Consider the following 24,485-nt stretch of genomic DNA (forward strand, 5'->3'; position numbering starts at 1 on the left):
ATCTCTCGAGAGTTCCACACAACCCCGACCAAAACCCCCCCCCCCCCTCCCCCCCACCCCCCCCCCCCCACCCCCCCCCCCCCCCCCCCCCCCCCCCCCCCCCCCCCTTCCTCCCCCCCCCCCCCCCCCCCCCCCCCCCCCCCCCCCACCGTCGCAGTAGTGTGGCGGCATGGCGGTCTCGTACGTCGGCCTGTTGCGGAACCGCCGGGTGATGGCCCCATTCATCACCGTCTTCATCGCTCGTCTGCCGCTGGCCATGACGCCCCTCGGCGCGGTCGTCCTGATCGCGGAGGCCCGAGGTTCGTACACCAGTGCCGGGCTGGTCAGCGGCACCATCGCGGTGGCCACGGCCGCCTCCGCCCCGGTGTGGGGGCGGCTGATGGACCGCGTCGGCCAGCCCCTGGTCATCGCCGGCACGTCGATCGGCGCGGCGCTGCTACTGACCGCGTTCGTACTGGTCGCGGTGACCGGAGTTCCGATCGGGGTGCTCGTGGGGCTGGCCGCGCTGGTCGGGCTGAGTTGCCCGCCGGTGAACCCGGCCATGCGGGTGGCGTGGTCGGTGATCGTGCCGGACGAGACCGCGCGCAACGCCGCGTACGCTCTGGACGCCTCGATGGTCGAGACCGTATTCGTGCTCGGCCCGCTGTTGCTCGCCGTTCTTCTCGCCGGGCCGGCGGCGTTGCCGCTGCTGGTCACGGCCGGTCTGATTCTCGCCGGCGGTGTCGGCTACTCGCGCACCTACGCCGCCCGCAGGTGGCGGCCTCAGCCCTTGGGCACCGAGCGCGGCAGGGGCGCCTCGCCGCTGCGCTCCCCCGGCACCGCGCTGACCCTCGCCGTCGGGCTGGCCATGGCGATCGCCTTCGGGCAGTTCGACGTCGCGATGACTGCCACGGCGCAGCGGGTGTTCCACTCCGACACCGTCCTCGGGCTGTTTTTCGCCTCGGCGGCGATCGGCAGCGCGGCGGGCGGGCTGTGGTACGGCAGCCGGCAGTGGCCCGGGGCGGAGCGGCATCGGCTTCCGGTGACCCTCGCCGGATTCGGGGCCGGCGCGGCGGTGCTCGCCATCGTGTTGACCACCTGGCCGTCGCCGCCGCTGCCGGTGCTGATGGCCGTACTGCTGGTCACCGGCCTGTCTATCGCCCCTAGCTTGATCGTTCAGCAATCCCTGATCGATCAGCACACCGCGCCCGGCCGCCGCAGCGAGGCGCAGGCGTGGCTGACGACGGGGCTGACCGCGGGCAGTGCCGCCGGCCTGTCGATCGCGGGCGTGCTGGTCGATGCGGCCGCTCCGGCGGCCGCCTTCGCCGGAGGCAGCGTCGCGCTGGCTCTCGCCGTCCTGGTCGCCCTCTTCGCGCAGCGGTGGTGGCGTCCCGGGCGCCCCGGCGGTGGAACGCTGCTATCCCGCGAAGGCGCGCCGCATCAGCAACGGCGAGCGGGACGCGAGGGCCAGGCTCCGGCCGGCGACAGCGCGTAGCGGGGGCCGCTGCCGCGCCCAGGACGGCATCGGGTTGGGCAGCACGAACAGCACTCCGAAGTTGAGGGAGGGCGCGTCCTGGTAGCCGTTCTCGACCAGCCGCACGATGCGGCCGCCGGCGTGGTGGTAGATGGCCAGCAGTCGATCCTGCGGGATCTTCCGGCCGTTCACGGTCCGGGTCAGCCGTAAATAGGCTTCGGCGTACTCGCGCCGCTCGGTGTCGGCAAGCTCGTCGATCCGCCGGCCTTGCCGTGCGCACTCGCGTGCCAGCCACCCCCGCAGGCCGGGCAGTCGGCTCTCGAAGAAGACCTCGGCGATGTCGTGCCGGATGATGGCGGCGATCTGGTTGGCGAACAGCATGCTGCGGCCCGGTCCGCCGGACGCTGCGGGCAACATCGAGAGCGTGACGATGTAGAGGTTCCGGCCGGCGGGGTCGTGCGTCGACTCCAGCGTTCCCTGGTCGGTCATCTCCTCCCACGTCCTGAAGTCACTCGCGGACCGGTTCGTGCGGCACCCCATCAGGAAGCCGGCCATCCTGTCGCCGTCCCACACGACGGGCGCCCACTCGGCGCCGAGCCGCCGCAGCCGCTGTTCGAACACCGTGCGCAGCCGCGCGCGCAGGGCGTCGGGGCTCTCGCCGTAACCCCGGTAGACGTGACCGAACGCCCGCAGGTCCACCTCCACCAACTCCGGCACATCGGCCAGCCGTGCCGGGCGCAGACGTATCCCGCCCGCGCTGCCCGATCCGGCTGTCGCCGGAGCGTTGCCGTGGCGCTGACGGGGAAGCACCCGTGGCCGGGCGAAGGAGCGTGAGCGGCAGAGGGCAGGGAACCGGACACCACGCATGAAACGAGCCTAAGTGGCATCGAAGCCTTCGCAGGATTCATTCACCCGCAAGGTGTCATCCGGGCGTCAACTCGACGCGGCCTCAGAAGAGGCCGAGTCCGGCCGATCGGAACCGAGTAAGCACCGAACATCGACGCGGCCGGAGAAGTCCTTGTCGAACCGCAAGCTGACTGCGGGCTACCTCGGCTGGATGGTGGCCCTGGCATCGGTTTACTTCGCCGTGCCCGGCACCGGCCCGGTCGCGTGGGCCTTGATCAGCCTGTCGAGCGTGGCCGCCGTCGTGGTCGGCACGCGCCGTCATCGGCCGCGCAAGCGCGTGCCGTGGATCCTCCTGGCCCTTGCCGTCGCGGCGTTCGGGGCCGGCGACACCATGAGCAAGATCGGCTCGGGCGGCCCGGACGACTGGCTCCCGATGGTGTCCGGCCTGCTCTACCTGGCGATCTTCCCCCTCATGACGGCCGCCATGATCATTTTTGCGAACGCCGGCGGCAACCGCGATCAGGGCAGCCTGCTCGACTCCTTCGCGCTGGCCTCGGGCGCGGGACTCTTTCTCTGGGTCGCGCTCATCTCGCCGAACGTCCGTAACCCGCTTCTGACCGACATCGACAAGATCAGCGTGGTCTGCTTCGCCCTCGGCGACGTGATCCTGCTGGCCCTCACCACCCGGCTGCTCCTCGAGGTTCGCCGCGGGCGCGCGGCTGTCCTGGTGGTCGTCGGCGCCGCCGGCCTGTTCACCGCAGACGTGTCCTACGGCCTGCTGAGACTGGCCGGCAGCTGGACCCCGGGCGGACCGGTCGACGCGGGCTGGCTCTACTTCTACCTGCTGTGGGGCGCCGCCGCGCTGCAGCCATCGATGACCGGGCTCACCGATCCTCGTCCCCCGCGGCCACGGTCGGTCAACGCCTGGCGCCTGCTGCTGCCCGCCACCGCGCTGCTGGCGGGCCCAGCGGTCCTGCTCTATCAGGTCGCCACCGGCGGCGTCACCGACGGGCTCGCCATCGCCGTGATGTCGAGCGTGACCATCGCGCTCGGAATGGCACGGCTTACCGGCGTCGTCGCCACCCACCGTCAGGCGCTGCGCCGGGAGCGCCAGTTGCGCAGCGCAAGCGCTGCCCTGGTGTCCGCCACGGCACTCGACGAGATCGACACCATCCTGCGCGACGCGACCAGGCGGCTGCTGCCGGTCGGCACGCCGCACCGCGTCCTGCTGATCCGTCAGGCGGGGGCGCCGGCCCCAGACGCGGTCGACGTGAACGGGCAGGACGGGATACTCCTGCGTTCCGTGCGAGATCTGTCACCGGACGTCCGCGATCAGCTCGCCGGGTTCCCCCTCGCCCTGGTCTGCCCGATGACCGTGGGCACGGGCGACAGCAGTGACAACGACCCGGACACCGGAGCCCTGGTGGTCGCCGCGCCCGAGATCGCCCTGGTCAATCTGCAATCCTTCGTCGAGGTGCTCGCCGGCCAGGCCGCGCTGGCACGCGAACGCATCCGGCTGGCTCTCGAGATCAACCACCGGGCGAGTGAGGAGTACTTCCGTACCCTCGTGCAGAACACCGCGGACGTCATCCTGATCCTCGACGACCAACGCAACATCCGGTACGCCAGCCCCTCCGCCGCCTTGACGCTCGGCTCCGCGGATCTGACCGGCGTGGCCCTGCTCGACCTGCTCGACAGCGAAACCGCCCGCCGAGCCGCCGAGGCGATCGACATGCTGCACCCCGGCGAGAGCCACGCTGACGGCACCGACTGGCAGCTGCACACGGCCGACGGCAAGCCGTTGCTCGTCTCGACCTCATTGCGCGATCTGCGCCACGACCCGACCGTACGAGGATTGGTGGTCACCTTCCGCGACGTGACCGACCGGCGGCAGCTGGAACACGACCTGACTCACCAAGCCTTCCACGACAGCCTCACCGGACTGGCCAACCGCATCCTGTTCGCCGACCGGCTGCAACAGGCGGTGACCCGCTCCGGCCGCACCGGCGCGCTGCTCGGCGTAATGGTCGTCAACCTGGACGATTTCAAGGCGGTCAACGACTCGACCGGCCACCAGGACGGCGATCGGCTGCTGATCGCGGTCGCGCAGCGGCTGCAGACGGCCCTGCGTTCCACGGACACCGTGGCCCGCCTCGGCGGCGACGAATTCGCCGTCCTGGCCGAGGACCTGAGCTCACCGGCCGAGCTGACCACCATGGTCAACCGCATCGTCGATGCCTTCGCCGAGCCGTTCGACCTCGCCGACCGGTCCACCACCGTCTCGGCCGGCATCGGCGTGGCATCGACCCTGGACGCCACCTCGGCGGAAGAGCTGCTCCGCCAGGCCGACCTTGCGCTGCACATCGCCAAGCGCTCCGGCAAAGCGCAGTGGCGGCGCTACCAGCCGACGCTGCACAACCCGATGCTCGAGCAGCAGGAGCTGCGGGCCGACCTCGAGCAGGCGGTCGCCGACCAGGCGTTCACCGTGTACTACCAGCCGATCGTCGAGCTCGGCAGCGGCAGCACCGTCGGCATGGAGGCCCTGGTCCGCTGGAAACACCCCGACCGCGGCATCGTCCCGCCCGACCAGTTCATCCCGATGGCCGAGGAGACCGGCCTGATCGTCCCGCTCGGGCTGCTGGTGCTCGAGCGCGCACTGGAAGCCGCCGCCGGATGGCGGCAACGGCAACCCGACCGTCCTCCGTACGTGAGCGTGAACGTCTCCGCCCGCCAGTTCCGCACGACCGGCTTCGTCGACGACGTGACCAGCCGCCTGGCCGACGCCGGACTGCCGCCGGACGGTCTGCTCATCGAGATCACCGAGAGCATGCTGCTCCGCGACGACGAACAGGCCTGGACCCACCTCGCCACACTGCGCGAATTCGGAATCCGGGTGGCGATCGACGACTTCGGCACCGGCTACTCCTCACTCAGCTACCTCCGTCAGGTCCCGGTCGACGTCGTGAAGATCGACAAGTCCTTCATCGACGGACTGAGCGACTCCGACCCGCAGCAGGCCCTCGCGGAAGGCATCCTCAAGCTGGCACAGAGCCTCCAGCTCGCCGTCGTCGCCGAGGGCATCGAACGCGAAGAGGACCGCGCCGTGCTGCACGCCATGTCGTGCCCATACGGCCAGGGCTACCTGTTCGCGAAGCCACTGCCCGGCGACGACGCCGACCGGTGGGTCAGCGACCAGCCGCAGTTCACGAGTCTCGCCTGACGGTGAAGCCGGCTTGCCAGATCGGCGGGTTCCCGGCCGGCCGGCGGAACCCGCTCATCGGAGGCGTCGGTGAGGAGCCGGCCCACCAGGTCCGGAACGACCGCGCGAACGGCCGGCAACTGGCGCAGCCCGAGCGCGGGCAGCGAAACGAGCGCGGCTCGGCGCTGGGCGGAGGTCCGCGCGACCAGCGGCGTCCGGTCGGTGTGCAGCGGCAAGTCGGCGAGGCAGACCGCGACGCCCCACCGGTCGCCGGTGCGCCGATGGGCGAGGTCGTCGAGCAGCGCGTCAGCGCCGCCGTCACGTCGCGGCGCCACGTCACCCCAGCCTTCCCGGACGGTCCAACGCACGTTGGCGTCCACCCGCTCGCCCGCGCAGTCAACCCAAGAAATCACTTATTCATGTCGTACCCGCGCAGAAGGCCCACCCCTCTCATCGATGGATGAAAGCTGTTTGGGCGGTGTCCCGACGGGTAGCCGGGCACGCAAAGCACGCAAAGGAGGGTCCATGGAACTGACGGCCACGACAACCATCCGCAACCCCCCGTCGGAGGTGTACGCGTTCTGGCGCGATCTGGAGAACCTCCCGACGTGATCGGACCAGCCACTGGTCGGCCGCCGCCCCGTTCGGCTCCGATGTGGAATGGGACGCGGAGATCATCGACGAAACGCCCGGCGAGAAGGTCGCGTGGCGCTCGACCGGGAACGCCGGTGTGCCCAACGCCGGCACCGTCCGATTCGTGCCCGCCCCCGACGGGGTGAGCACCGAGGTGCACGTCGTGCTGGTGTACGACATCCCGGGTGGGGAGCGGACGCATGAGGGCCAACACCTGGGCCGGCCGGAACAAGGTCGAGGTCCGCGACGTGCCGGACCCGAGGGTCCTGAACAACCGCGATGCCATCGTACGGATCACCTCCACCGCGATCTGCGGCTCGGATCTGCACCTGGTCGACGGCTATGTGCCGACCATGCAGGACGGTGACGTGCTGGGCCACGAGTTCATGGGCGAGGTGATCGAGGTCGGATCCGGGGTGCCCGCGGACAAGCTCCGGGTCGGTGACCGAGTCGTCGTGCCGTTCCCGATCGCCTGCGGCGCGTGCGCCGCCTGTGCCGCCGAGCTGTACTCCTGTTGCGAGAACACCAACCCCAACGCCGGGATCGCGGAGAAGATGTTCGGCCACCCGGTCGCCGGGATCTTCGGCTACTCCCACCTGACCGGCGGCTTCGCGGGCGGTCAAGCGCAGTACGCTCGGGTGCCATTCGCCGACGTCGGACCGCTGAAGGTCGTGCCGCAGCGGCGGCGTGGTCTCGGTGATCGGCGTCTACGGCGAACTGCTGGACAAGTTCCCCGCCGGCGCCTGGATGAACCGGTCACTGACCCTGCGGACCGGGCAGTGCCACGTCCAGCGCTACATGAAGCCGCTGCTGCAGCGCATCGAACGCGGCGAGATCGACCCGACCCGGATCATCACCCACCGGCTTCCGCTCGACGAAGCCGAACACGGCTTCGACATCTTCAAGAACAAGCAGGACAACTGCGAGAAGATCGTCCTGAAACCCTGACCACCAACCGGATCCGGCCACCGCGATGAGCGCGGTGGCCGGACGCGAACATCCGGTGTGCCGCGGCTGAGCACGACCCGGCTCTCGTCGCCGTGCAGCTACGCTCAGGACGGCCCGCGAGCGGCCGATAAGGCGCTTGTGAGCGTCGTGCCTGGTCGGATGTGCAAGAACGTCACCGGTGTGATCACCGAGGTGGATGATCTGATCCTGGATGTGCTGGGTTTCAGCCGGGAGGAGATGCTCGGCCGGCGGTCCACCGAGTTTCTTCACCCTGACGATCACGAGCAGGCCTTCGACTCGGAGATCGAACTGTCGCTGGTCCACCCGGTCCGAGGCCCGCGCCGCTGCAGCGTGATTCTCAGCTCCCTGGCCGGCCACTCCGGGTATGGGACCACCGGCGCTCTGCAGTGCATCTCCGACATCACCGATGAGGCGCAGCAACGAGCCGACATCATCCACCGTGCCGCGCACGACGGCGATCGATAGCGCGTGCGGCACGTTGATCGCCGACGAGGTGGCATGGAGGCCTTCTCGTCGTGCGCTGCCAGTGCGTCCCGGCGCAGGGGGTCAGCACTCGAGCGCGTCCTCGTTTCCTTGGCGACGTAGTGAGGTGCGGCGGCCGAGCAGCCGTAGCACCAAGCACACCGGCTCGCTGGCCGCCACCAACCAGAGCTGACGGCCGGATGCCGCGTCAATGCGTTCGAGAGCACGCAGGCCGGCACAGTCGAAGAAGGTCACCGCGGACAAGTCGACTTCGACACCACGTCGCCCGCTGTCGGTGGCGGCCGACAACGCCAGATAGAAGTCCATGGCGGTGGAGCTGTCGATTTCACCGGACGCACGCACCCGCGCGGCGCCCGGCACGCACTGGCCCGGAAGAGTTTCGATGTGCAGCAATGCGCCATCCACCCGAATCACCTCCCCGCGACGCTAGCTCCGCAGCACGACAAGTGTCACCGTCCAACCGACTCCGCCGGACATGCCGGAACGGCCTAATCCGCTCGGGACTTGGCAACGTCACCGTGCACGAATCCGCACCGCCGACCTCCGGCCTCGCCGACGAACTCGCCACCCATTCCTGCGTCGACCGGTCATCCGATCGTGCTGCGGACGGGCCGGGCCGCGAGAGCCCGGCCCTCTCCCCCGAAGTCAGCGGGCGGCGAATCGCAGAATTTGGTCATCGTCCTCGCGGGGCGCGCGCGGCTGGTTCGAGGTGGTCACCCACAGCGAGCCGTCGCGGGCGATCTCCACGGTGCGCAGCCGGCCGTAGACGCCTTGGAGATGTTCGGTGGGCTCGCCAAGGCGGCCGTTGCGCAGGGGGATGGTGATCAGCCGCTGACCGGTCAGCCCGGCCACATAGAGCGTGTTACCGGAGATCGCGATGCCGGCGGGTCCGGCTTCGCTGGTGGGGAACGTGATCAGTGGGTTGGTGAGGCGGCCGTTCTGGGTGTCGCCGGTGCCTTCGACCATGGGCCAGCCATAGTTGCGGCCAGGCTTGATGAGGTTGATCTCGTCAAGGGCGTCCTCGCCGAACTCGGAGGCGTACATCCGGCCCTTGGCGTCCCAGGCGAGACCCTCCAGGTTGCGGTGCCCGTAGCTCCACACCGGGGAGTTCCGGAACGGGTTGCCCGGCGCCGGCCGGCCGTTCGGGGTGATGCGCAGGATCTTGCCGTTGAGGTTGGTCAGGTCCTGCGAAGCGCCCGGGATATGACCGTCGCCAACGGTCGCATAGAGCATGCCGTCGGGGCCGAACTTGAGGCGACCGCCGCTGTGGCCCTCGCCGCGGGGAAAGGCGAAGACGATTTCGATCGGGTCGTCGGAGTCGAGTGCGAACCGGGCGATGCGAGACTCGCCGCCGACGGCGTTGTAGAACACGTACACCAGATTGTCCCGGGCGAAGCGCGGGGAGAGGTCCAGGCCGAGCAGACCGCCGTCGCCGGGCGGCAGGACCATGTCGGGGATCGTACGCACGAGCTCGGGAGCCTGACCCGGCCGAATGCGCAACACGTTGCTCGTCTGCCGTTCGGTGATCAGGGCGTCGCCACCGGGCAGAAAGTCCAGGCCCCAGGGCATCAGGATGTCGGTGGCCATCACCGTCGGCGCCGCGCCGAGATCCGGCGTACGCACCGGGGCGGCCGCCGCCGCCTGCGTGGTGAGGCCGGTCAGGAGCAGGGCAGCCAGGGTGGCCGCGGTCCATCGGCGTGGCGACAGGGACAAGGTCATGGGGTCTCCTCGAGGTAAGGGATCGCTGAGGATCGATTGCCCATTCAGGTGACCAGTCACGGTGGAAAGGCGACCGAAAGGTGCTTCCGGAACGTGGGCGATGACGAGGCCTTGACCTGCGGCGATGCGCCGGGCGCATAGCGATGTCCCAGATGTCGCCGCCGGCCCGGCGTACCGGGCGGCTCGGTATGCGTCGAACGCATATCGACGTCCCGGAATCCGCGTTGGCGGTGGCTTCGCCGGGCGGGAAGAGTCCCCGTATGACGCAGAGCGAGGGACTTTCCCGGCGTGAGCTTCTCGAACGTTCCGGGGCCGTGGCCGCGGCCGCGGTGACGGTTCCGCTGATCGGCGGGGACGCCGCGACCGCGGCGGCGCCAGGCGACGTCAGCGTGCGGATGACGGTGAACGGGACGGTTACGCCGCTGACCGTCGATCCACGCGAGACGCTGCTGGACGCGCTCCGGGAGCGTCTTCGGTTGACCGGCACCAAGAAGGGGTGCGACCGGGGTCAGTGCGGCGCCTGCACGGTGCATGTGAACGGTGATCGGGTGGTCTCGTGCCTCACCCTCGTGGCCACGCTGGGCGGCGCCCGGGTCACCACAGTCGAGGGGCTGGCCGACGGCGACCGATTGCATCCGCTCCAGCAGGCGTTCATCGATCACGACGGCTTCCAGTGCGGATTCTGCACGCCCGGGCAGATCATGTCGGCGGCCGCGGTCATCAACGACGGAAGCGCCCGAACCGACGACGAGATCCGTGAGCAGATGTCCGGAAACATTTGCCGGTGCAGTGCGTATCCGGGCATCGTCGCCGCGATCCAGCAGGCCCGCAAGGAGATCAACTGATGCGCGAGTTCCAGTTCGAACGACCCCGCACCATTCTCGACGCGGTGCGGCAGTCCGGTCCGGACGCGGCCTTCCTCGCCGGTGGGACCACACTCGTAGACCTGATGAAGCTCGAGGTGATGACCCCCGGCCGCGTCCTGGACATCAATCGCCTCCCGCTGCAGGGCATCGAGGCGACCGGCGGCGGCCTGCGGATCGGAGCCCTGGAACGGATGCGGGACGTGGCGGCACACCGCCAGGTGCGCCGCGATTACCCGATGGTGGCTCAGGCCCTGGATGCCAGCGCCTCCGGTCAGCTCCGCAACATGGCCAGCATCGGCGGAAACCTGCTGCAACGCACGCGCTGCGGCTATTTCCGCGACGTCAGCAGGCCCTGCAACAAGCGGCGACCGGGCAGCGGATGCCCCGCGATCGAGGGTGAGAACCGGATGCACGCGATTCTGGGCTCCAGTGACTCCTGCGTGGCCACGCATCCCAGCGATCTCGCCGTCGCGCTGGTCGCGCTTGGTGCGACGGTCCAGCTGCAGAGCCGGACCGGTCCGCGCGAGGTCGCCCTGCGCGAGTTCTACCTGCTGCCGGGCAGCACCCCGAATCGCGAGCACGATCTGCGGCCCGGCGAGCTGCTCACCGCCGTGACCATCCCGCGCCTCTCGTGGGCCTCGCGCTCGATCTACGTCAAGGTCCGCGACCGGCAGTCGTTCGAGTTCGCGCTTTCGTCCGCCGCCGTGGCGGTGCGGCGCGACGGCGACGCCATCGCCGAGGCGCGCGTAGCGGTTGGTGGCATGGGCACCCGGCCCTGGCGGCTGCCGGCCGTCGAGGCCGCTCTGGCCGGCCGGCGGGCGACCGAAGCCAACTACGCTGCGGCGGCCGAACGGGCCACCGAGGGCGTCCGCCCGTTGCGGCACAACGCGTTCAAGCCCGAGCTGATGCGACGCACGCTCGTCCGCGCCCTGATGGAGCTGGAGGAGATCCGATGACCGTCTCCCCGATCGGCCGTGAGACCGCCCGCATCGACGGGCCTCTGAAGGTCACCGGCCGCGCTCCGTACGCGACCGATTATCGGCCCGAAGGACTGGTCTACGGCCACCTCGTCCTCGCCACGGTCGGCAAGGGCACCGTACGGTCGATGGACGTCTCCCGCGCCGAGGCCGCACCCGGAGTCCTCGCCGTCTACACCCCATTTCAGTCCCTGCGGCTCATCAACGACTTCCAGGGGCGCGGCCCGGAGAATTACGTCGTGCTGCAGGACACCACCGTGCGCTTCCGTGGCCAGATCATCGGCCTGGTCGTCGCCGATACCATCGAACGGGCCCGGGATGCCGCCGCTCTGGTCTCCGCCGAATACACGACCACGCAGGCCCGGACCTCTCTCGCCGAGGCCGCCCCCGGCGAGCCGCGGGACGTCGTGCAGGTGCTGGCCTCCGGATTGTCCTCGATTGACGAGGCATTGGCGTCGAGCCCGGTCACCGTCACCACCGCGGTGACCCAGCCCACCCAGCACCACGTGTCGATGGAGCCGCACGCCACGACCGCCGTGTGGCAGGACGACCAGCTCACGGTCTACACCGGTTCGCAGGCGCCGCAGCGCCACGCGCCATCGATCGCCGCCAGCCTCGGCGTCGAGCCGGCCAAGGTCCGCGTCATCTGCCGGTACACCGGCGGCGGCTTCGGCAGCCGGTCGTTCGCGTGGAACGAGGCGAAGCTGTGCGCGGCGGCCGCCCGCGCGCTAGGACGCCCGGTCAAGCTGGTCCTCAGCCGCGAGCAGGTGTTCACCACTGCCGGGCACCGGGCGGCCATCCAGCAGACCGTGCGGCTCGGCGCCGAAGCCGACGGGCGGCTGATCGCGATCAGCCATGAAAGTGATGCGGAAGTGCCCGCATCCGGCGGCTGGGAGACGATGCCCGCGGACAGCACGTCAGGGGTCCTCTATCGCACCCCGAACCTCCGCTTGGAACAGCGAATGGTCACTCTGGACACTCCGTCGACGTGGGCGATGCGCGCGCCCAACGAGGGTCCCGGGTCGTTCGCGCTCGAAACGGCGCTCGACGAGCTGGCCGCCCGCACCGGCGTGGACCCGGTCGAGCTGCGGCGGCGCAACGACGCGACCGAGGACCCCGTCAACGGCATGCGCTTCTCCAGCAAATATCTCGACCAGTGCTACCGGGTGGGTGCGATGCGCTTCGGCTGGAACCGGCGTCCCCGGCGTCCGCGTTCCCGAACCGACGGCGACTGGCTCGTCGGCATGGGCACGGCGAGCGCCGTCCTCGGGTCGGGGCGCCGGCCGACTTCGGCGCGGGTGCGGTTCCGCGACGACGGCCGCGTCGTCGTCTCTTCGAGCACCTCCGATCTCGGCACTGGCGCGCTGACCATGCTGGCCGTGGCAGGTGCAGACGCGCTGCGCCTCCCGGTCAGCACGATGGTGCCGGAGCTCGGCGACTCCGCCCTCCCGCCCGGCGGCGCCGGTGCGTTCGGGTCCGCCGTCACGGCCAACACGGTGCCCGCCGTGCAGGAGGCGTGCCGGTCGGCCGTCGCGGCGCTCATCCAGACCGCCGTGGAGAATCCGCGCTCGCCTTTCCACGGCCTCAACCCGGCTGACCTCCGCTTCCGGCAGGGCCGGGTCTGGGCGGGCGCCCGATCGATGAGTTTCCCCAACCTGCTTCGCGAGATGGGCCTGGCGCACGTGGAAGCGGTCGCGAACACCACACCCGCCGAGGTCGAGCAGTATGCCTTCCACAGTTTCGGCGCTCACTTCTGCGAGGTCCGAGTCCACCGGCTGACCGCCGAGGTGAGAGTCAGCAGATTCTCCTCGGTGTTCGACGCGGGCACCATCATCAACGCCCGGGCGACACGCAGCCAGCTCGTCGGCGGGATCATCTGGGGCATCGGGCACGCCCTGCTGGAAAGCGACCCGATCGAAGCCGACGGCCGCTACGCCGCGGCGTCGATGGCGGACTACCTCGTCCCGGTGAACGCCGACATCCCCGACATCGATGTGCACTGGCTGGATCATCCGGATCCGCACATCAGCGAGGCCGGCGCGCGCGGGCTGGGCGAGCTCGGCACCGTGGGATCCGCGGCGGCGGTCGGCAACGCCGTCTTCAACGCGACCGGCATTCGCGTACGCGATCTGCCGATCACCATCGACAAGCTGCTCTGACTGCGGCTACGCGCGCGGACCCCGGTGCGTCCTCAAACCCCCGGTCATTCACAGCTCCAGCACGAGCTTCGGGCTCGCTCCTCGTGACACGCAGATCAACATGACGTCGCCGGCGGCCTGCTCGGCGGCACTGAGCACCGAGTCACGGTGCTCGACGGCGCCGTCGAGCACAGTTGCCTCGCATGAGCCGCAGGTGCCCTCCTGGCAGGAGGACAGCACCGGGACCCCCGCCGCTTCGACGACGTCCAGGATGGATCGGTGCGGCGGAACCGTGAGGGTCAGCCCGCTCAGTGCCAGCTCCACCTCGAACGACTCGGCGCGCGCCGGCATCAGGGTTTCCTTGGGAGCGAACCGTTCCAGCTGCAGCGCGCCGGGTGGCCAGGCCGCGCAGCGCTGCTCGGTGGCGGCCAGAAGCGGTTCCGGTCCGCAGCAGTACACCAGCGTGTCCTGCCGTGGTGCGCCGAGCAGGTGATCCAGGTCGATGAGCCCGACCTTGTCTTGCGGATAGAGCCTGGCATGCACGCCGGTCCGGTCGAGGAAAGCCATCGAGCGCTCGCTGCGCCCGCCGTAGTGCAGCTCCCAGCGGGCTCCCGGTGCCTCGGCCGTGACGATCATCGGCAGGATCGGGGTGATGCCGATTCCGCCGGCTATGAATACGTATTGCTGAGCTGGCCGCAGGGGGAAGTGGTTGCGTGGCAGGCTCACGTCGACTTCGCTGCCTTCGTGCAGGTGGTCGTGGATGTACGCCGAACCGCCGCGGCCGTCCGCCTCGCGCAGCACCGCGATCTGCCACGCGGTGCGATCGGCCGGTGCACCGCAAAGCGAGTACTGCCTGACAAGGCCGCCCGGCAGTCGCAGGTCGATGTGCGCGCCGGCCGTCCACACCGGCAGGTCGGCTCCGCGCAGGTCGCGCAGCTCGAGCGCCACAACTCCGTCCGCGACCGTGCCGCGTCGGGCGACCCGCAGCCGCAGGCCGCCCTCCTGATCGGCCATCACGCGGCCGAATCGGCCGCCGGCACGATGGTCAGCGGCAGATTGGTCACGCTGAGCAGCGGCCAGGTCAGCCGGTGCACCGGGCCGCCGACCGAGAACGACTCGGTTCTGGTGAGCAGTTCCTCGACCGCGATCCTGATCTCCAGCCGGGCGAAGTGCTGCCCGACGCACTGGTGCAGTCCACGGCCGAAGGCGACGTGCCGCTTGTCGGTCCGGTCGAGGTCAAAGGTGTCGGCATCCGGCCAGGCGGCCGGATCGACGTTGGCGGAGCCGAAGTTCAGCAGCAAGTATTCGCCGGCCCGGATGGTCTGCCCACCAATCTCCGTGTCGACCGCGCATCGGCGGGGCATCGCCTGTTGGGGCGTGTCGATCCGCAGGCTCTCCTCGATCGCGTCGGGGATCCGGCCGGGGTTCGCCCGCAGGTGGTTCTGCAGCTCACTGTCGTGGGCGAGCCGAAGCACGAGATTGCCGAGGCCGCTGGTGGTGGTGATGTGCCCGGCCAGCATGATCGTGACGATGAGGTTAAGCACCTCGGGCTCGCTCGCCGGCTGGTCGCCGACGAGGCCGTCGAGGATGCCGCTCACCACGTCTTGGCGAGGGTGCTGCCGGTGGTCGGCGATCAGGCCGGCCAGGTGCGGCATGATGCCGGCGAATAGCTCGTCGGGGATGGGCACGTCCGGGTCGGTGAGGCCGTGGCCGGTCGCCTTCGCCATGGCCATCACCCAGTCGTGGTGCACCCGCCAGTTGTCGTCATTGACGCCGAGGAGCCGGCACAGGCCGCGGGTCGGGAACGGGAATGCGAACTCGTCGGCGAAGTCCGCGTGGCCGCGCCGGACCATGGCGTCGATCATTTCGCCGGCGTCGCTGCGGACCTTCTCGGCGTGCCGGCCGACCGCGTCGGCACGGAAGTGGTCGTTGAGCAGTCTGCGATAGAGGGTGTGGCCGGGCGGATCTACCTGCAGCGGGATGATGCGCGGACCGTCGGGCGGGGTGGTGCTGCTGAAGGCATGGACGTTGCGCGCGGCGTCGAGGAGATCGCGGTGGCCGAACACCCCCCACCAGTCGACCGTGGAATCCGGCACGGCAATCCGATCGACAGGGCAGCGGTTGAGCTGCTCGCGGTAGGCGTCGGCGGTGCTCGCCTCGGCGGATTCCTCGATGTGCCGTAGCGCCGCGGTGGGATCCCAGGTCATGCGCTCTCTCCCGCCGGCTCGATTCGCATGGCGTCGACATCGGCGAAGTAGTCGGTGTCCCAGTTCGACATCTGTTCCTCCCACACGTCGCACAAACTGTATGCAGTTTATGATGTGATCGAAACGGTACGGTACGGTACGCAGGTCGGGCAAGGGGCTGCCCCAGGCCCGCTCGACAACGTGTTAGTCGGCCAGCAGGGCCGGCAAAAGGATCTGGTCGACCAGCTCGGTCAGCGTGCGCGGCTCGACCGGCCGGCCCGGTATCAGAAACCGAAAGGTGAGATAGCCCAGCAGGACATCCCACAGATCTCCTTCGTCGGCCGAGCCGAGTTCACCCCGCTCGACGGCGCGAGTGAGCACGGCCCGGGTCACCTCGCGGTGGTGCTGCAGGAAGTCGGCCACCGCCGCCCGCAACTCGGCGTTGCGCTTGAGCTCGGGCAAGGTGGCGGCCAGCATGTGCACGTGCTGACCGACCTCGGCCGCGGTCCGCTCAGCCAGCGCCACGAGGTCGGCGCGCAGCGAACCGGCGTCCTGTGGCACCTCCATCAGGCCGATCTGCGAGCTGACCGCCGCCACTACAAGCGCTGCCTTCGTGGGCCAGCGCCGGTAGATGGTGGCCTTGCTCGCTTTGGCTTGGGTCGCCACCTGCTCGACGGTCAGTCGCTCGTATCCGTGCTCGGCGAGCTGCTCCACCACGACGGACAGGATTTCCGCCTCCCGCGCGGTTGGCTCCCGGCGGGTCACAGCAGCCTCCTCGATCACCTACCGAGCCTATCCGGGCGTGTGTCCGGGTGGTGGCGGGGCCAGGTGTGGTGCGGGGGTGTCGAGTGTGTCGCGGATTTTCTGGAGGAGGTCGGGTTCGGTGAAGGGCTTCTCGACGAGCGTGACGCCGTCGTCGAGGGTGCCTTGTGAGGCGAGGACGGGTTGGGCGTAGCCGGACATGTAGAGGACTTTGATGGTGGGACGCATGTGGCGAATATTGGTGGCGAGTTCTTTTCCGAGCATGTGGGGCATGATCACGTCGCTGAGCAGCAGGTCGATGTGTTGGTCGGTGTGTTCGGCGATTTTGAGGGCGGCGGGCCCGCTCGGGGCGGTCAGGACGTGGTAGCCGTTGCGGGTGAGGATGCGGCGGGTGACTTCGCGTAGGGCGTCTTCGTCCTCCACGATCAGGACGGTTTCGCCGCCGTGGGTGAGCTGTGGTGCGGTGGTGTCCTGGGTGGGTGCAGGGGTTTGGTCGGTTGCCGGTAGCAGGGCGGTGAAGGTGGTGCCGGCGCCGGGTGCGGACGAGATGGCGGCGTGTCCGTCGGCTTGGTGGATGATGCCGTAGACGGTGGCCAGACCCAGGCCGGTGCCCTGACCTTTGGGTTTGGTGGTGAAGAACGGTTCGAAGACCCGTTGGGCGACCTCGGGTGGGATGCCGGTGCCGGTGTCGGCCACGGCGAGCTGCACGTGTCGGCCCGGGCGCAGGTTGGGATGTGTGTCGACGGCATGATGGTCGAGGATGCGGTTGGCGGTCTCGATGCTCAGGGTGCCGCCGTCGGGCATGGCGTCGCGGGCGTTCACGGCGAGGTTGACCAGGACCTGTTCTAGTTGTCCTGGATCGGCCAGCACCGGCCACAGGTCACCGGCAAGTTGGGTGTGCAACTGGATGTGCTCGCCGAGGCTGCGCTGCAACAGGTTCTGCACCTGGCCGATGACGGTGTTGAGGTCGAGGACCTGGGGTCGCACGACCTCACGGCGGCCGAAGGCCAGCAATTGGTGGGTGAGTTCTCCCGCGCGGTGCCCGGCGCGCACGATCTGATCGATGTCGCGGCCCACCTCGACCCAGCGCGGGTCGCTACTGGCATCGGCGGCCTCGGCGACCTGCTCGCCGACGAACGTCGTGTAGTTGAGGATCACCGCGAGCAGGTTGTTGAAGTCGTGGGCGACACCGCCGGCGAGCTGGCCGAGGCTCTCCAGGCGTTGGGATTGGTGGAGTTGGGCTTCGAGGCGTTCGCGTTCGGCGATGGCCTTGAGTCGTTCGTGTTCGGCCTGTGTCTCGAGGCGTTCGGTGACGTCACGGATTGCCGCGGACACGACGATGCCGTCCTCGGTGTCGAGCGCGGAGAGGCTGATCTCGCAGGGGAACTCGCTGCCGTCTTTGCGGCGGGCGGCCAGGTGCATGCCGGCGCCCATCTCCCGTGGCTGGGGTTGGGTGAAGTAGCCGGCGCGGTGGGCCGGGTGCAGCGGACGGGCACGGTCGGGCACGAGGATCTCGATGAGCTGGCCGAGCAGCTCGTCACGTGGGTAGCCGAACAGGCGTTCGGCTTGGGCGTTGACCAGGGCGATTTCCCCGTTGGCGGTGACCCCGACGATGGCGTCCGGTGCGGCTTCCAGCAGGCCACGGAATTTGGCCTCGGCTCGCCGCAGGTCGGTGATGTCGCGGCTGATGGAGGCGACCCCCGTGACATGCCCACCGCCGTCGGTGATCGCCGACAGGGTCACCATCACCGTGACCACACGGCCGTCGGCGTGGCGTCGTTCGGCCTGGTACGGCTCGACGTACTCGCCGGCCACGACCCGAGCGAGTTTTGCCGCCTCGGCAGGCCGTTGCGGTGCCGGGACCACCACGGCGATCCTCTGCCCGATGACCTGATCGGCGAGATAGCCGTAAAGTCGCTGTGCGCCGGCGTTCCAGCTGGTGATCACCCCATCCGGGTTCTGCCCGACGATCGCGTCCGGCGAGGACTGCACGATCGCAGCCAGTTCCTGCCGTTCGGCCAGCACAGCCCCGCGCTGGGCGAGCAGGGCCGCCTGCGCGCCGAACGCGGCGAACAGGATCACGTCGTCGTCGCTGAACAGACTTCGGTGGTGGTTGAGCAACACCAGCGCACCTCGGCCGCCCGGCAACGGCACTGGCACGGCCGTGACCAGCCGCACCCCGCGGCGCCGCGCCAGCGTGGTGGCCAGCGGCGCAGCGCCACCGTCCACGCCCGTATCGAGCATGCCCCGGATACTCAGCAACTGGTCCACGCTCGCCGCGTCGGTGGTCACCGCCGAGTCGGCGTCGATCCCTGCCCTGGCGACCTCGCGCAGTCGGCCATCCCCGGTGGGTAGCAGCACGACGGCCGCGTCAGCACCGACTTGCGCGCGGACCGTGTCCGTGTACCGCTGCCACGTCGTTTGCGGTGGCTCGTCGAACGGCGCTTCCAACAGTTGCCGGGTCAGCACGGCCGATGCCTGCGTAGACCATCGGCGGCGCAGCCACCCCGGCGGCGAGAACGCCATCAGGTACACCAGCGCGGACAGCACCGCCGTCGGTCTTGCCGCCCGGCTGCCCTGCGGGCCCGTTGCCGCGATCAGCAGCATCGCCCCGAACGCGGCCGTGGCCGCCGCCGCCAAACCCAGCCGGACTCGGGCCGCACCGGCGCGCCGCCGCGCTTCGCCGACGAGGTATAGCGCGGCGATCAGCTGACCCGCGAAGAACGTCACCACGGTCGCCCACACCACCGGCCGCGCAACAGGCGGCGACAGTAAGGCCAACGGCACCGCCGTCATCACCCAGCCGCCCACTACGACCGGGTACAGCCACCGCGGTACTCGGCGCACATGCCTGAGCAACCGCAAGGTGAAGAACGGCTGACCGAACAGCAGGACCAGGGCGACTGCGGTCACCGGCCGCGGCGGCGCCGGGGTCACCGCCCGCAGCATCGACAACGCGAACAGCATTGCCGGAGCGGCGAACAGCACCACCACGTCGCGCTGCAGCGGATCGCGCCGACGTAGATAATCCGCCAGCGCTTTTCCGCACACCAGGACGAACAGCACGCCTGCGACCAATGTCACCACGGCCCCCAAGGATGCTGGCACAGGGTGGGAACTAATCACCCCAATAAGGGCATACCGATCATACTTGTCGCGGCGTCGGGCCGGGCGTCAATGGCGGTCGCGAATCGGTCGACTCGACGCCCGGGCCAGTCCGCACGCCTGCCGTCGATCGCCGACGAGCACGGGGCGACGCGTGGATCGCACGGGAATCCCATCGGCGGCCGGGTTTGGTGGTGGCTATGCCGCTGTCGGCGCGGCTGAACCGGTCGAACAGGTGGGGCACGAAGGCCTCGGGTATCCCTTCGCCGTTGTCGGCGATGTGTATGCGGACGTGGTCGGGGTGGTTTACCACGGTGACGGTGACCGGTGGGGCACCGCATTTGGTGGCGTTGCCGAGCAGGTTTCCGAGGATGAGTTGCAGGTGGGCCGGGTCGGCCAGCCAGGACGAGTTCGCCGGTGGCGACCACGTTGGCCAGGGGCTGCCGTACGTCGTGGGTGAGCATGGCGAGGAAGTCGAACATCTGGGCGTTGGCCTGTTGCAGTTGTTCGGCGCGTGGGTTGCGGTTCGCGTTCTACGGACGGATCTCGCCGTTCGAGTATCAGGATCGCCGGCGCTGATGGGGACTTCGGTCCGATGGCATCATGAAAAGTGGGGCGTGCTGCCGGTGAACATCCGGTCCACTGTCATCGGCACGTCGCGCAGCCGGAGCCCGGTCGCGTTGTAGATGGCATTGCTGATCGCCGCGCTGACACCGCCGACGCCGATCTCGCCGGCGCCGCGCGCACCGAGTTCGTTGTGCGCGTCATCCGGGACGTCCAGCAGCACGACATCCACCTCGGGCACGTCGGCGTTCACCGGCAGCAGGTAGTCGGCCAGGTTGGCGTTGGTCATGACTCCGCTCGGGTCGAACTCCAGCCCCTCGAACAGGGCCGCGGACAGCCCCCAGATCATCCCGCCGATGATCTGGCTACGGGCCGCCTTGGCGTTGATCACACGGCCGATGTCCATCACGCCGAGCATCCGGCTGACCCGCGGCTCACGGGTCCAGCGGTTGACCCTGACCTCGCAGAACTGCGCCCCGAACGACCAGAACGCGCGTCCGTCGGTGATCGGGCCACGCGGCTGGGTCATCCCCTGCCCGGTCACCGAGGTCAGCCCGGCGCGGGTGAGCGCGGCGACCAAGGATGCCTGCCCCGGATGAACCGGCAGGTCGCCGGCCCAGGCTCGTAGCTGAGTCAGGGCGTCGCGCACGGCCGCCGCGACCGCAGGAGCGACCGAGGCGGTCCCGGTGGAGCCCAGGGCCGCGCCGCCGGGCGGCAGGGCCGCATCACCGAGCCGGACCCGGATCCGGTCGATCGGCAGGCGCAGCGCGTCCGCGGCGGTGATGGCAACAACCGTGGCCATGCCGGTGCCGAGATCCACGGCGGAGGTCGCCACCTCGGCGGTGCCGTCAGCGCACACCGTCGCCGTCACGGTCACGGGCGTGACCTGGATCGCGCGGTACGTCGTCACCGCCATACCCATGCCGAGGAGGTCGTCGCCGTCGCGCCGCGCCCCGGGCTCGGCGACCCGCTCAGCCCACCCGAACCGCTCGGCGCCCACGCGCAGGCACTCGGTGAGCTGGTTGCTGCTCCACGGCACGCCGGTCCCGGGGAACACATCGGCGTGGTTCTGCTCACGTAGCCGCACCGGATCGATGCCGAGCCGGACGGCGAGTTCGTCCATCGCGGTCTCCAGGGCGTGCAGGCCGGGAACCTCGGCGGGCCCGCGCATGAATCCGGTGCGCGGCAGGTTCAGGGTGACCCGGCGCTGGCTGACCGCCACCGCTTCGGCGGCGTAGAGCATCCGGGTGACGGCGTGCCCTGGCGCGATCAGCAGGTCGGAGATGATCGCCGCCTCCGCGGAGCGCGAGCGGTGCCGGATCGCGGTGAGCCGGCCGTCGTGTTGCGCGCCGAGGGTGATCTCCTGGTCGGTCATGCCGCGCACGATCGTGGTCGTGAAGACCTGTTTGCGGGTCAGGACGGTCTTGATCGGCCGGCCGAGATCGCGGCTGGCGGCGCAGGCCAGTTTGGTATCGACGCCGGCGCGGGTCTTGCCGCCGAAGCCGCCGCCGATGTGCTCGGCGGCCGCGTCGATGGCCTCCGGGTCCAGGCCGAAGGTGGCGGCGAGCTCCGCGACCAGCCAGGGAATCGCCTGGTGGCCGGTGCGCACGTGCAGACGGTCGCCGGTCCACCAGGCGAGGCTGTTGTGCGGTTCCATCGCGGCGTGGTTCTGTGCGGCCGTGCGGTAGCGGCCGGTCACGACGACGTCGCTGCCGGCCAGGATCTGATCGACGTCACGATCGTCCCGGCGGTAGCCGACGTCGGGGTCTTGGCCGTGGTCGACGCTGTCCGGCACGGTTGTCGGCGCAGCGTCCAGATGCACGGCCGGCTTGGTGATTTCGTACGTCGCGGTGACCAGATGCGCCGCATGCCGCGCCTGCTGCGGCGCCTGCGCCACGACAAACGCGATCGCCTGGCCGTAGTGGTGCACCAGCGTATCCATGAGTGGCGCGTACCGGGCGCCGTTCGGGTTGGTGACCGACGGCAGCGGGGTGATCGGCAACGGGGCGAAGGGTGAGTAGATCGCCACCACGCCCGGCGCCGCGGCCGCCGCGGTGGTGTCCAGCGCGGTCAGCCGGCCGGCGGCGACGTCGCTGGTGACGAGATGGCCCCACAGCATGCCGGGCCGCGACTCGTCGAGGGGATACCGCGCGGCGCCGGCGACCTTGGCCGGGCCGTCGATGCGGTCGACCGGCGAGCCGAGGGTTGTCATGCGGCGATCACCTGTTCGATGGCGCGCAGCAGAGTGCGTTCGAGCAACGGGGACTTGTAGGCGTTGTGGGCCAACGGGCGGGCGTCCCGGGTCGCGGGGCGGACCGCGGCGGCGAACGTTCCCTGGGTGGCCGGCATGCCGACCAACGCCGCCTCGACCCCGCGCAGCCGCCAGGGGACGGTGGCGACGCCGCCGGCGGCGAGACGCGCGTCGGCGATGACGCCGTCGCGCACCTGGACGGTCACGGCGACGGAGGCGAGGGCGAACTCGTAGGAGGCCCGGTCCCGCACCTTGACGTACGCGGAGCGCGCGCCCGCCGGCGGCCGGGGAACGTGCACTTCGGTGATCAACTCACCCGGCCGCAGCGCTGTCTCGATGTGCGGCGTGTCGCCGGGCAGCGGATAGAACTGGCCGACGGGCGTGGTGTGCGGACCGTCCTGCCCGGTCACGTGCACGGTCGCGTCGCTCGCCACGAGGGCGACCGCGAGATCGCTCGGATGGGTCGCCACGCAGGCCGTGCTGGCGCCGAGGATGGCGTGCGTCCGGTTCGACCCGCCGATCGCAGGGCAGCCGCTGCCCGGCCGGCGGCGGTTGCAGGCCGAGGCCGGATCCCGGAAGTAGCCGCAGCGGGTGCGCTGCATCAGGTTGCCGCCGATGCTGGCCATGTTGCGGATCTGCTGCGAGGCTCCGGCCAGCAGCGCCTGGCTCACGAGCGGAAACCCGTCCGCCACGCCGGGGTCCGCGGCGAGGTCGCTCATCCGTACGCCGGAGCCGACGGTCAGCCCGCTCGCCGTGACGCTGATGTGGCGCAGCGGCAAGGAGTTGATGTCGAGCACCACTCGCGGCCGTAGCACGTCGAGCTTCATCAGGTCGATCAAGGTGGTGCCGCCGGCCAGGAACGCGACGTCGGCGGCGGATCCGACCGCCTCTTCGACGTCGGTCGCGGCGGCGTAGGTGAACTCACGCATCCGCATCGCCCCCCGCGGCGCGGACCTCGCGGATGGCGGCGACGATGTTCGGGTAGGCCGCGCAGCGGCAGATGTTGCCCGACATGAACTCGCGGATCGCCGCGTCGTCCAGGCCGGGCACCTCGACCGCAGCGGCCGCCGACATGAGCTGGCCGGGGGTGCAGAATCCGCACTGCAACGCGTCGTGCCGCACGAACGCCTCCTGCAGGCGTGCCCCGACCGGGTCGCCGGCCAGCGAGTGCACGGTGCGGACCTCGGCGTCCCGGGCCGCGGCCAACAGGGTGAGGCAGGCGAGCACGGGCCGGCCATCGAGGCGCACCGTGCACGCGCCGCACTGGCCGTGGTCACACCCCTTCTTCGGGCCGGTCCGGCCGAGGCGGTCGCGTAGCGCGTCCAGCAGGGTCTGGCGGGTGTCCCCGACCAGCTCGGCCGGCTCGCCGTCGACGTGCATTCGGGTTCGCGCCGTCGGGGGGACCCGGGGTTCGGTCATCGGCCTTCGAGCCTGTCGCGCGCGGCGGCGAGAGCGGCGGCCATCGCGCCCGGGTCGCCGTCACGAGTGGCTGCGCCGTTCACGGTGTCCGTACTCATCAATCCTCCGACGCTCGGCTGCGCTACCGAACGCAGCGTATCAGCTTCTTTATAAGCATCAAGGCTTTGATACACCCTCGAACGGCCCATCAGTGCATCACCGACCCTCCGTCGACGACCATCGTCTGCCCGGTGATGAAGTCGCTGTCGGCGGAGAGCAGGAAGACGACGGCGCCGTCGAGATCCTCGGGCTGCTGGTCGCGCGGGAGGCACCGGGAGGCGATGTTCGGTGCGCTCATGGCGTCAGCCTCATCTCCCCAGTCGAGCACCCCATCGCTCAGAGTGAAGCCCGGCGCGATGCAGTTCACCCTGACTCCGTCTGAGCCGACCTCGCGTGCCATCACCCGGCTCAGTGCGATCACCGCGCCCTTGGAGGCGACGTAGTGGGCTCTGCCCGGAACCCCTTTGAAAACAGTGCCCGACGAGATGTTCACGACCTTGCCGTAGCCCTGCGCTCGCATCGTCGGCAGCACCGCCCGCGTGAACTCGAAGACGCCGCGCACGTTGACCTGCATGACGCGGTCGAACTCGTCGGAGTCGATCTCGTCGAACGGCTTGCTCTTCCCGAGTGCCGCGAACACTGCGGCGTTGTTCACCAGTCCGTCGATCCGGCCGAAGCGGTCGACAACCCGCCGGACGAAGTCGGCCACGTCCGCGGGTTCGGTCACATCGCAGGTGCCCCCCAAGGCGTTCCCGCCGATCGCGGCGACGACCTCGTCGGGCTCCAGTACGTCGCACACCGCCACGTTGCCGCCCTCGGCCGCAACTGCGCGCGCGTAGGAGGCGCCGATACCTCGCGCGCCGCCGGTGATCACGA

19 protein-coding genes and 1 pseudogene are annotated in these 24,485 nt (G+C 70.0%); 7 read left to right on the forward strand and 13 right to left on the reverse strand.

Features of this window, described 5'->3' with window-relative positions; genetic code table 11:
* Window positions 1-169: 169 nt before the first annotated feature.
* Window positions 170-1,474, forward strand: coding sequence for an MFS transporter (locus ACZ6TI_RS26745; RefSeq protein ID WP_465347895.1), 1,305 nt, complete (start codon window positions 170-172; stop codon window positions 1,472-1,474).
* On the opposite strand, the gene ACZ6TI_RS26750 is transcribed toward ACZ6TI_RS26745, so the two are convergent.
* Window positions 1,397-2,170: a hypothetical protein gene (locus ACZ6TI_RS26750; RefSeq protein ID WP_465347896.1), complete on the reverse strand. Its 774-nt coding sequence runs from the start codon at window positions 2,168-2,170 to the stop codon at window positions 1,397-1,399. The two genes, ACZ6TI_RS26745 and ACZ6TI_RS26750, sit on opposite strands and share 78 nt — an antisense overlap.
* A 301-nt stretch (window positions 2,171-2,471) precedes the next feature.
* Between ACZ6TI_RS26750 and ACZ6TI_RS26755 the strand changes: the two genes are divergently transcribed.
* Window positions 2,472-5,519 carry a putative bifunctional diguanylate cyclase/phosphodiesterase gene (locus ACZ6TI_RS26755; RefSeq protein ID WP_465347897.1) on the forward strand — a complete coding sequence of 1,016 codons (3,048 nt, stop codon included), beginning with the start codon at window positions 2,472-2,474 and terminating at the stop codon, window positions 5,517-5,519.
* Here the strand turns inward: ACZ6TI_RS26755 and ACZ6TI_RS26760 are convergent.
* Window positions 5,438-5,911, reverse strand: coding sequence for a hypothetical protein (locus tag ACZ6TI_RS26760; protein WP_465347898.1), 474 nt, complete (start codon window positions 5,909-5,911; stop codon window positions 5,438-5,440). The two genes, ACZ6TI_RS26755 and ACZ6TI_RS26760, sit on opposite strands and share 82 nt — an antisense overlap.
* A gap of 420 nt (window positions 5,912-6,331) precedes the next feature.
* Between ACZ6TI_RS26760 and ACZ6TI_RS26765 the strand changes: the two are divergent.
* Both ACZ6TI_RS26765 and ACZ6TI_RS26770 read left to right on the forward strand, forming a co-directional pair.
* Window positions 6,332-7,079, forward strand: a pseudogene (locus tag ACZ6TI_RS26765) (alcohol dehydrogenase catalytic domain-containing protein).
* A gap of 159 nt (window positions 7,080-7,238) precedes the next feature.
* Window positions 7,239-7,565 (forward strand): PAS domain-containing protein, encoded by a 327-nt coding sequence (locus ACZ6TI_RS26770; protein ID WP_465347899.1) that lies wholly within the window; start codon window positions 7,239-7,241, stop codon window positions 7,563-7,565.
* Between the two features lie 81 nt (window positions 7,566-7,646).
* Here ACZ6TI_RS26770 and ACZ6TI_RS26775 read toward each other — a convergent pair whose 3' ends face one another.
* Both ACZ6TI_RS26775 and ACZ6TI_RS26780 read right to left on the reverse strand, forming a co-directional pair.
* The gene (locus ACZ6TI_RS26775) at window positions 7,647-7,988 is read right to left on the reverse strand and encodes an STAS domain-containing protein (protein ID WP_465347900.1); all 342 of its coding nucleotides are present in this window, start codon (window positions 7,986-7,988) and stop codon (window positions 7,647-7,649) included.
* A gap of 240 nt (window positions 7,989-8,228) precedes the next feature.
* Window positions 8,229-9,302: a PQQ-dependent sugar dehydrogenase gene (locus tag ACZ6TI_RS26780; protein WP_465347901.1), complete on the reverse strand. Its 1,074-nt coding sequence runs from the start codon at window positions 9,300-9,302 to the stop codon at window positions 8,229-8,231.
* Window positions 9,303-9,697: 395 nt separating this feature from the next.
* On the opposite strand from ACZ6TI_RS26780, the gene ACZ6TI_RS26785 reads away from it, so the two are divergent.
* From ACZ6TI_RS26785 to ACZ6TI_RS26795, 3 genes are read left to right on the forward strand one after another with little or no spacing between them, the layout of a single operon-like run.
* A complete protein-coding gene (locus tag ACZ6TI_RS26785; protein ID WP_465348076.1) occupies window positions 9,698-10,147 on the forward strand; it encodes a (2Fe-2S)-binding protein in 450 nt (149 codons plus the stop codon).
* A complete protein-coding gene (locus ACZ6TI_RS26790) occupies window positions 10,147-11,124 on the forward strand; it encodes an FAD binding domain-containing protein (RefSeq protein WP_465347902.1) in 978 nt (325 codons plus the stop codon). The genes ACZ6TI_RS26785 and ACZ6TI_RS26790 overlap by 1 nt, the downstream gene beginning before the upstream one ends.
* Entirely contained in the window at window positions 11,121-13,304 is a 2,184-nt protein-coding gene (locus tag ACZ6TI_RS26795) for a xanthine dehydrogenase family protein molybdopterin-binding subunit (RefSeq protein ID WP_465347903.1), read from the forward strand. Before ACZ6TI_RS26790 ends, ACZ6TI_RS26795 begins: the two co-directional genes overlap by 4 nt.
* 48 nt (window positions 13,305-13,352) lie before the next feature.
* Here ACZ6TI_RS26795 and ACZ6TI_RS26800 read toward each other — a convergent pair whose 3' ends face one another.
* The 9 genes from ACZ6TI_RS26800 to ACZ6TI_RS26840 all read right to left on the reverse strand — a co-directional run bounded on the left by ACZ6TI_RS26800 (window position 13,353) and on the right by ACZ6TI_RS26840 (window position 24,483).
* Window positions 13,353-14,231, reverse strand: a complete 879-nt coding sequence (locus tag ACZ6TI_RS26800; protein ID WP_465347904.1) for a PDR/VanB family oxidoreductase — start codon at window positions 14,229-14,231, stop codon at window positions 13,353-13,355.
* Window positions 14,232-14,296: 65 nt separating this feature from the next.
* Window positions 14,297-15,643 carry a cytochrome P450 gene (locus tag ACZ6TI_RS26805; protein WP_465347905.1) on the reverse strand — a complete coding sequence of 449 codons (1,347 nt, stop codon included), beginning with the start codon at window positions 15,641-15,643 and terminating at the stop codon, window positions 14,297-14,299.
* Window positions 15,644-15,673: 30 nt separating this feature from the next.
* A complete protein-coding gene (locus ACZ6TI_RS26810) occupies window positions 15,674-16,234 on the reverse strand; it encodes a TetR/AcrR family transcriptional regulator (RefSeq protein WP_465347906.1) in 561 nt (186 codons plus the stop codon).
* A gap of 27 nt (window positions 16,235-16,261) precedes the next feature.
* Window positions 16,262-19,297, reverse strand: a complete 3,036-nt coding sequence (locus tag ACZ6TI_RS26815) for a hybrid sensor histidine kinase/response regulator (protein WP_465347907.1) — start codon at window positions 19,295-19,297, stop codon at window positions 16,262-16,264.
* 79 nt (window positions 19,298-19,376) lie between these two features.
* Window positions 19,377-19,916 (reverse strand): sensor histidine kinase, encoded by a 540-nt coding sequence (locus tag ACZ6TI_RS26820; protein ID WP_465348077.1) that lies wholly within the window; start codon window positions 19,914-19,916, stop codon window positions 19,377-19,379.
* A gap of 21 nt (window positions 19,917-19,937) precedes the next feature.
* A complete protein-coding gene (locus tag ACZ6TI_RS26825) occupies window positions 19,938-22,112 on the reverse strand; it encodes a xanthine dehydrogenase family protein molybdopterin-binding subunit (protein ID WP_465347908.1) in 2,175 nt (724 codons plus the stop codon).
* A complete protein-coding gene (locus tag ACZ6TI_RS26830) occupies window positions 22,109-23,080 on the reverse strand; it encodes an FAD binding domain-containing protein (protein WP_465347909.1) in 972 nt (323 codons plus the stop codon). The genes ACZ6TI_RS26825 and ACZ6TI_RS26830 overlap by 4 nt, the downstream gene beginning before the upstream one ends.
* On the reverse strand, window positions 23,073-23,531 hold the full coding sequence (locus ACZ6TI_RS26835; RefSeq protein ID WP_465347910.1) for a (2Fe-2S)-binding protein: 459 nt from the start codon (window positions 23,529-23,531) through the stop codon (window positions 23,073-23,075). Before ACZ6TI_RS26835 ends, ACZ6TI_RS26830 begins: the two co-directional genes overlap by 8 nt.
* Window positions 23,532-23,757: 226 nt before the next feature.
* A complete protein-coding gene (locus tag ACZ6TI_RS26840) occupies window positions 23,758-24,483 on the reverse strand; it encodes an SDR family NAD(P)-dependent oxidoreductase (protein ID WP_465347911.1) in 726 nt (241 codons plus the stop codon).
* Between the last annotated feature and the right edge of the window lie 2 nt (window positions 24,484-24,485).

Source organism: Actinoplanes sp. NPDC051388 (assembly GCF_055586225.1).

Bases quoted from the DNA above. Each gene is read 5' to 3' on its own strand.
- ACZ6TI_RS26835 (WP_465347910.1), bottom strand. From the start codon at position 23,531: ATGCACGTCGACGGCGAGCCGGCCGAGCTGGTCGGGGACACCCGCCAG.
- ACZ6TI_RS26770 (WP_465347899.1), top strand. From the start codon at position 7,239: ATGTGCAAGAACGTCACCGGTGTGATCACCGAGGTGGATGATCTGATC.
- ACZ6TI_RS26780 (WP_465347901.1), bottom strand. From the start codon at position 9,302: ATGACCTTGTCCCTGTCGCCACGCCGATGGACCGCGGCCACCCTGGCT.
- ACZ6TI_RS26790 (WP_465347902.1), top strand. From the start codon at position 10,147: ATGCGCGAGTTCCAGTTCGAACGACCCCGCACCATTCTCGACGCGGTG.
- ACZ6TI_RS26795 (WP_465347903.1), top strand. From the start codon at position 11,121: ATGACCGTCTCCCCGATCGGCCGTGAGACCGCCCGCATCGACGGGCCT.
- ACZ6TI_RS26745 (WP_465347895.1), top strand. From the start codon at position 170: ATGGCGGTCTCGTACGTCGGCCTGTTGCGGAACCGCCGGGTGATGGCC.
- ACZ6TI_RS26830 (WP_465347909.1), bottom strand. From the start codon at position 23,080: ATGCGTGAGTTCACCTACGCCGCCGCGACCGACGTCGAAGAGGCGGTC.
- ACZ6TI_RS26825 (WP_465347908.1), bottom strand. From the start codon at position 22,112: ATGACAACCCTCGGCTCGCCGGTCGACCGCATCGACGGCCCGGCCAAG.
- ACZ6TI_RS26785 (WP_465348076.1), top strand. From the start codon at position 9,698: ATGACGGTGAACGGGACGGTTACGCCGCTGACCGTCGATCCACGCGAG.